10 protein-coding genes are annotated in these 6,769 nt (G+C 72.0%); 7 read left to right on the forward strand and 3 right to left on the reverse strand.

Annotated features, from left to right (window positions below):
- Window positions 1-144: 144 nt before the first annotated feature.
- Together JW592_RS12770 and JW592_RS12775 are read left to right on the forward strand one after the other, a co-directional pair.
- Window positions 145-798 carry a LysM peptidoglycan-binding domain-containing protein gene (locus tag JW592_RS12770; protein ID WP_209265135.1) on the forward strand — a complete coding sequence of 218 codons (654 nt, stop codon included), beginning with the start codon at window positions 145-147 and terminating at the stop codon, window positions 796-798.
- A 326-nt stretch (window positions 799-1,124) separates the two neighbouring features.
- A complete protein-coding gene (locus JW592_RS12775) occupies window positions 1,125-1,661 on the forward strand; it encodes a GNAT family N-acetyltransferase (RefSeq protein ID WP_209265136.1) in 537 nt (178 codons plus the stop codon).
- 45 nt (window positions 1,662-1,706) lie between these two features.
- Here the strand turns inward: JW592_RS12775 and JW592_RS12780 are convergent, their stop codons facing one another.
- On the reverse strand, window positions 1,707-2,162 hold the full coding sequence (locus tag JW592_RS12780; RefSeq protein WP_209265137.1) for a cold-shock protein: 456 nt from the start codon (window positions 2,160-2,162) through the stop codon (window positions 1,707-1,709).
- Between the two features lie 307 nt (window positions 2,163-2,469).
- On the opposite strand from JW592_RS12780, the gene JW592_RS12785 reads away from it, so the two are divergent.
- Window positions 2,470-3,168: a hypothetical protein gene (locus JW592_RS12785; RefSeq protein ID WP_229375819.1), complete on the forward strand. Its 699-nt coding sequence runs from the start codon at window positions 2,470-2,472 to the stop codon at window positions 3,166-3,168.
- Window positions 3,169-3,229: 61 nt separating this feature from the next.
- On the opposite strand, the gene JW592_RS12790 is transcribed toward JW592_RS12785, so the two are convergent.
- Window positions 3,230-3,838: an NAD(P)H-dependent oxidoreductase gene (locus JW592_RS12790; RefSeq protein ID WP_209265138.1), complete on the reverse strand. Its 609-nt coding sequence runs from the start codon at window positions 3,836-3,838 to the stop codon at window positions 3,230-3,232.
- A gap of 398 nt (window positions 3,839-4,236) precedes the next feature.
- Here JW592_RS12790 and JW592_RS12795 point away from each other — a divergent pair, with 398 nt between their 5' ends.
- The 3 genes from JW592_RS12795 to JW592_RS12805 all read left to right on the forward strand — a co-directional run bounded on the left by JW592_RS12795 (window position 4,237) and on the right by JW592_RS12805 (window position 5,513).
- The gene (locus JW592_RS12795; protein ID WP_209265139.1) at window positions 4,237-4,743 is read left to right on the forward strand and encodes a MarR family winged helix-turn-helix transcriptional regulator; all 507 of its coding nucleotides are present in this window, start codon (window positions 4,237-4,239) and stop codon (window positions 4,741-4,743) included.
- 81 nt (window positions 4,744-4,824) lie between these two features.
- Entirely contained in the window at window positions 4,825-5,103 is a 279-nt protein-coding gene (locus tag JW592_RS12800) for a hypothetical protein (RefSeq protein ID WP_229375820.1), read from the forward strand.
- A gap of 62 nt (window positions 5,104-5,165) precedes the next feature.
- Window positions 5,166-5,513 (forward strand): hypothetical protein, encoded by a 348-nt coding sequence (locus JW592_RS12805; RefSeq protein WP_209265140.1) that lies wholly within the window; start codon window positions 5,166-5,168, stop codon window positions 5,511-5,513.
- A gap of 135 nt (window positions 5,514-5,648) precedes the next feature.
- On the opposite strand, the gene JW592_RS12810 is transcribed toward JW592_RS12805, so the two are convergent.
- Complete coding sequence (locus JW592_RS12810) at window positions 5,649-5,864, reverse strand: DUF4236 domain-containing protein (RefSeq protein ID WP_209265141.1); 216 nt, start codon at window positions 5,862-5,864, stop codon at window positions 5,649-5,651.
- Between the two features lie 178 nt (window positions 5,865-6,042).
- Here JW592_RS12810 and JW592_RS12815 point away from each other — a divergent pair.
- The coding region (locus tag JW592_RS12815; protein ID WP_209265142.1) for a type 1 glutamine amidotransferase at window positions 6,043-6,769 on the forward strand (727 nt) is incomplete at its 3' end.

Raw genomic sequence — 6,769 nt, forward strand, 5'->3', positions numbered from 1 at the left:
GTACCTCTGGACGAGTGAAAGATCGGCAAAGCAGAACGGATCGTCGGCCCGGATCGCATCTGACGGAGTTTGCTACGGCCCTGACGGGCTTTCCTCTGACCCCAACAGAGAGTCTTCGGGCTCGACGGTAAGGACTTGATTCAGATGCGTAAGACCAAGATCGCCACCTTCGGCGTCCTCACCGCGGCCGCCGTCGCGGTTCCGGCCGCGCCCGCCTTCGCGCAGGAGGGACAGTCAGCCGACACGCACACGCACACGGAGGCCACGCAGCGTCAGGGCCCCTCGGCCGAGACCTACGAGGTCCGCCCCGGCGACACCCTCTCCGAGGTGGCGCGGAGCCACGGCACGAACTGGCACGAACTCGCCGAGCGCAACGGGCTCGCCGACCCCGATCTGATCTACCCCGGACAACACCTGACCCTCGAGGAGGCCACCCCACAGCCCGCCCCCGCGGCGCCGGACTCCGCGGCCACACCCGGAGCCGAGGGGGAAACCGGCCCCCAGGCCCAGCAACCGGCCCCCCAGCCGCAGGAAACGCCGGAGGGCAACCGCTCCACAGACCAGGCCCCGGGCATCTCGATGGCCGAGAACGCCGCCAAGGCGGAGATCATCCGCCGGGAGTCCAGCGGTAACCCCAACGCGCAGAACGGCAAGTACCACGGGCTGTTCCAGACCGATCAGCCCTGGGGCAGGGGGACGGTCGCCGAGCAGCACGCCGGCGCCGAGCGCTACGTCAAGGAGCGGTACGGCTCCTGGGAGGCGGCGCTCGCCTTCCACAACGCGCACGGCTGGTACTGACCGGCACGCCGGCCCCCGGTCCGCTCACCTTCGGCGGGCCGGGGCCCACTGTGAAAATCGCTCGGCTCGGCCCGAACGGCGTGTTAACGTCCGCGGCGTGTCCGTGCCCGACGGGCCGCGCGACCGTGCCCCGACGGGCGCCCTGCCGAGCGAAGGGGAGATGAGTCGATGACTGCCATGGAGACCGCCGCCACGCGCGGCGCCCGGACAGTTCTCATCCTCCGGGCCCCGGTCCTGAACTGAGCGCGGGGAAGCGCCCACACCCCTGGGTCGCACGCCCGCCCTTCTTTCACCCCACCGGGACCCGCACACAAAGGTGTCCCGTTTTGACGCAATCATCCACATCGGCCTTCATCACCCGTGCCGAAGCGGCCGGCTCCGCAGCCGACGCCGCAGCGATCCGCAGGATCACCCTCGCGGCCTTCCCCACCTCCGAGGAGGCCGCCATCGTCGATGCGCTGCGCGCCGATCCGGCAGCGTGGATCGACGGTCTGAGCATGCTGGCCGAGCACCCAGGAGGCACACCTGTCGGATACGCCCTCCTCACCCGCTGCCAGGTCGCGGGCCACCCGGCGCTCGCGCTGGCTCCGTGCGCGGTGCTCCCCGCTCACCAGCGGACAGGCGCCGGCTCGGCGGCGATCCGCGCGGTGCTCGCGGCGGCCCGGAGCCGGGGCGAGAACCTCGTGCTCGTCCTCGGGCACCCGGACTACTACCCCCGGTTCGGGTTCGTGCCCGCGTCCCGGTTCGGTATCCGCGCCCCGATCGAGGTGCCGGACGAGGCGATGATGGCCCTCACCCTGGACCCGCACGTCGGCCCGGTGCCCTCCGGTGTGATCCGGTACCCGTCGGCGTTCGGCATCTGACAGCGGCAGGGCAGGACGGGAAGGGCCGGGGCTGGGAGGTCGAGGTCAGTCCTCGGCCCAGCCGTGGCTCTTCCCGAACTGCACCAGTCGCCGGCGGATGTCGAGGATCTGCGCCCCGGTCAGCCCGGGTGCCGCTTCCAGCAGCAACTCGGTCACCGCCCTGGTGTACTCGGTGACGCTGAGTACGTCGCACATCGGGTCCTCGCCGTCGTCACCGTCCTCGTGGCGGGAGACCGGGTGCCTGCGCGAGGCGTGGCCGCCGAGCGCGGCCGGCGGCTCGAACGAGGGGGACTCGGGGCGCTCCAGAAGCCGGACGGAGGATGCCTTCAGGCCCCGGTCCCCGTCCTCGATCTCGAACTCGACGGCGACGCCGGTATGGACGAAGGACTCCGGCATCATCAGATCGTTCGCGTGCAGGAAGACGTCCTCGCCCCCGTGGTCCGGGGCGATGAACCCGTAGCCCCGCGCACCGTCGAACCGGACGACTCGGCCAGCAACCATATCCACCCCAACCGCACTCCCCGGGCCCCGTGCCCGGACAACCTGCTCGGATCTTAGCGACCGGGAACCACGAGGGTGACCTGGATAACAGGCCCCAGAAGTTCCCTCGCGCCCCATGCGCAACTCGCGGCGATGCTGACATGACGTCAGTTACCGGAGAGCAAAGGCTCGTTGACAGCAGCAGCCGTGAGGTGGTTTACCGGAGCCGTGGCCGGGCAACCGGCTGGTGCCGGGTCTCTCTTCGCGGACCCGCCCCCTGTGAACGGCTCCCGAACCCGAGGTTGCGGGTGCCGGGGAGAAGGCGCACATGCTCACCACCTTGCTCATCGCCGGTCTCGCCGTGATCCTGGCCGCCGCATCCGGCCTCGCGGTCCGCCTCAGGCGGCGGGCGGCGGCCCTCGAAGGGCAGCGGATGGAGCGCCGCTTCGGCCCGGAGTACGAGCGCGTCCTGGCCGAGCGTGGCGGCGACGCCAGGGCTGCCCGGCGCGAACTGGCCCAGCGGCTCAAGCGGTACGGCACGCTCGAGGTCCTGCCGCTCGCCTCCGGCGCACGCGAGCGCTACCTCGCCCAGTGGGGGGCCGTACAGGAGACCTTCGTCGACTCCCCGGCCAAGGCGCTCGACGAGGCGGAAGCCCTGCTGGCCCGGCTGGCCGAGGAGCGCGGCTACCCGGCGGGGGTGCCGTTCGAGGAGCGGGTGGCCGCCCTCTCCGTGCACCACGCGCGGCGCGTCCACGGCTATCTGCGCGTCCACCGGGCGCGGCGCGACGGCGGCAGCGACGGTACCCGGGCCGCCGCGACGACCGAGGACATGCGGGCCGCGCTGCTCGAAGCACGCGCCCTGTTCGACTCGCTCCTCAACGCGCGGGCCGGCCACGGCAGCGGACAGCAGCGCAGGCGTGCGGAAGAGGCTGCCCGCCCCCGCCTCGGTCTGCCCGGCGTCTTCCCACCCGCCGCCGGGCAGCACCCCCGGGGAACCGCGCGCGGCACCGCGCCACGTACCCACTGAGCAGCCACGCGCGCGGGGCAGCCACGCGTACGGGGCAGCGCACGCTGGGACCGTCCGCTTGTCAGCGCAGGAGAGCCGCGGCCATGTCGCGGGCCTGCCCGAGCCATGCGGCGCGCTGTGCGTCACTGGAGTCGGTGACCGTACGGAAGACCGCGCGCCGTACATCGGTCACTCCCGTGTACGGCAGGACGCAGGAGCCCCAGATGCTGTTCAGCGGGTCGTTGAACTCGCGCTGCTCCCGCTCCGCCGGGGTGTCCGAGGTGTTGAGCACCAGGGCGCGGCTCGCGGACAGCAGGCCGACCGGATCGCCCTCCGCGGTGCCCAGTTTGTAGGCGACACCCGGCACCAGCACACGCTGTACCCAGCCGGTGAGCACGGCGGGCGGCATTCCCCACCAGTTGGGGTGGACGAAGACGAGGGCGTCGGCCTGGCCGACCTCGGCGCGGTGCCGGGCAAGTGCCGCCCCGGCGCTTCCGGGTCCTGCTGTGGCGCCGGCCTCTCCCACGGTCTCCGTCTCCTGCGCGGTCAGCAGCGGATCGAATCCCTCGGCGTACAGGTCGTGTGCCGACACCAGGCACCCGCGCCGCCGGAGTTCGTCGGCGACGGCGTCGAACAGGGCGTGGTTGAAGCTGCCGGGGCGGGGGTGGGCGAGGTAGGCCGCTATGCGCATGGTTGGTCTCCAGCGGGCGGCTGCCGCCCGCGACACGATCGGTGGACGGTGGACGGTGGGGACGTGAACAGGGAACGACGGGCCGTGAAGTGGCGGTGCGCGGCCCGGTGAGGATCGCTTCACCAGCTCGGGTGAGGTCATTATCGGGCATTGCCCACCTGGTCGCGGTGCGGTTCTTCCCGCACACTGCGTGAACGCTGCCCGTAGCGGGCATGACAGACGCCTCGACCGGGCATACGGGGTGTCCAGGGATACGCTTGTCGATGATGGGCGCCGCGTCGAGCCGGTGAAAGCCGCCCCGCACTCCAACCGGCGTCGGCACACGATCGCGGAGCGCAGAGGAGAGGCGGGCGCTGGGCCCAGTCGGCCCGTGCCGCCGATTTGGAAGTGGTACTGATATGGGCGTGAATGCCTCACCTTCCGGTCGAAACGCCCGTGATGCCACACAACGGGCAGGTGAGGTCATCGAACTGCTCGAAGTGCTGTGGGAACGGGGCAGGAACTCAGCCGCGGCAGCGCCGGTCTCTCCCTCGCAACTGCGCGTCATGTACTGCGTCGGCCGCGACGAGGGCATGAATCTGCGGACGCTGGGGGAGGCGCTGGGTTCCGCGCCCTCCTCGGTCAGCCGCCTGTGCGACCGGCTGGAGGCGATCGGGTTCGTCGAGCGCTCCCCGAGCCCCACCAGCAGGCGGGAACTGGAGCTGCGGCTGACCCGTCGGGGCAGGGCGTACCTGCGGGACATGCGCGAGCAGCGCGAGGAGGTCCTGCTGGAGATCCTGACCGCCATGCCGTCCCGGGAACGGGAGGCACTGCTCAAAGGGCTCAAGGGCTTTGTCGCCGCCGCGGAGGGCTCCTCCTGCCCACCGGCAGCCACCTCAGCCGAGACGACGATGCGACCCGCCTGACCGGCCGGATGCCCTTTCCTCCGGTCTGTTCATCGGTGCGGATCACTCCCTAGGGTGGCGTCATCGACTCGAGGGGGAAACATGTCCTACTCCGGACCGCCTTACCAGCCAGGCCCGTACCAGCCTGGACCGCCGCCCGCCAACGACTCCAACACGCTGAGCATCGTCGGCATCGTGCTGGGCGCGGTCGCCTTCATCTTCTGCCCGCCCGGCTTCGGCATCGCGGGAATGATCTGCGGCTTCGTCGCCAAGTCCAAACAGGAGCGGCTCGCCCCCGTGGCGATCGGGGTGTCCATAGCCGGGCTGGTCGTTGGCATGGTGCTCGGGCTGGTGGTCTTCCGTGGTATGTACGGGGGTTGACCAAGGCGGCGGGCATCGTCGGTCCGGGTTTGGAAACCGTTCGCGCGGCTACCCGCAGCGGTATGGCTGACCCGGTGAAGAACTCCAAGGGAAGCGTGACGGAGAGCAAGGCCGAATCCGCCAAGGCGAACGGTGCCAAGAGCGGTGCCAAGGCGGGCGAGGCCGTGAGCGCGGTGGGCGGAGCCGCCAGGAAGAAGGGAGAGGCTGCCAAGGACACGGTGGTATCCGTGGGGTCCAAGGCAGGCACGGCGGCCACCGTCGGGGTCACCGCCGTCAAGGAGCGCAAGAAGATCACCGCCGGTGCGGCCGGCGGCCTGGTCCTCCTGCTGGCGGGAGCGTTCGCGCTCGGGCGCGGCAGCGCCCGCCGGAGCGCCGGTCCGTTGACCCGGCTGACCGACGGCCGCCTCTGAAGCATTCCCGAGACAGATGAGACAGCGACCGGCGCCGCGCCGACGACCGGCGCGGCGCCGCAGCGGAACAGCGAAGGCCGGACGGGCGTCGAACAGCCCGTCCGGCCTTCGTCGTGCGCGCCGCGCCGGCCCGCCTCAGTGGCGGACCGTGCGGCTCCGGCCGAGCCGGCGGACGGTGCGCTGCTGACCGAACCGGCCGGGCAGATGCAGGGATGTCGTCCGGCGCCCCGACGTCCGGCGCGTCCGGCGCGGGCTGTGGCCGCCACCCGTGGTGAAGGACACGGACCGGCGGCGGATGTTCATCCGTACTCCCGGCAGAATCCGGAAGCTCTTCCGGCGAGCGAGCCCCATGATTCCTCCCTTTCGAACTGGTGGGGGCCGCCGGGTACCCGCACGGGATGCGGCCAGTCACGCTCGTTCCAGCCCTGCCGCGTTGCACGCCGTGCCACCATGAGCGACGGCGGGTGCACAGGCGGCATACGCGCGGCGCGCGGCCCGTGCGCGTCGGCGGGGAGGGCGGGTGTGGGTGGTGGCGAAAGCGCTGGTGGTGCAGAACACGGCCAAGGGAGGACCGGGACGGTTCGGCGACTGGCTGGCGGAGGCCGGGGTCGCGGTAGAGACCGTCCGGGCGTACGAAGGCGCCCCGCTGCCGCCCCGGCTGACCCAGGAAGCCCTCGTCGTGCTGGGCGGCGGCTTCATGCCCGACGACGACGCCCGTGCCCCCTGGCTGGCGCCCACTCGCACCCTGCTGGAGCAGGCGCTCGATGAGGAGAAGCCGGTCTTCGGCATCTGCCTCGGCGGCCAACTGCTGGCGCAGGTCGCCGGGGGCCGGGTCGCGGCCGAGCACGGTGAGCCGGAGATCGGCAGCACTCCGCTCACCCTCCGGCCCGAGGCGGGCGACGATCCGCTCTTCCAGGGCCTGCCCGCGCGGGTGACGGCGATCGAGCGGCATGTGGACGCCATCACGGCGCTGCCGCCCGGCGCCGTCTGGCTCGCCGAGAGCGAGCGCTGCCCGTATCAGGCATTCCGTGTCGGCCGGCGCGCCTGGGGCGTGCAGTTCCACCCGGAGACCGACCCGGACCGGGTCCGCACCTGGGACGCGGGACACCTTGCCGCACACGGCCTCGACCGGGCCGAACTCCTCCGCCGGGCGCTGGAGGACGCCGTCACGGCCACCCCGGTGTGGCGGCGACTCGCCCACCGTTTCGCCGCCCAGGCCGTACGACCGGCACCACCTGACGGCCACCGGGGGCACG

This window comes from Streptomyces spirodelae (assembly GCF_017676385.1).
GTDB classification, from domain to species: Bacteria; Actinomycetota; Actinomycetes; order Streptomycetales; family Streptomycetaceae; genus Streptomyces; species Streptomyces spirodelae.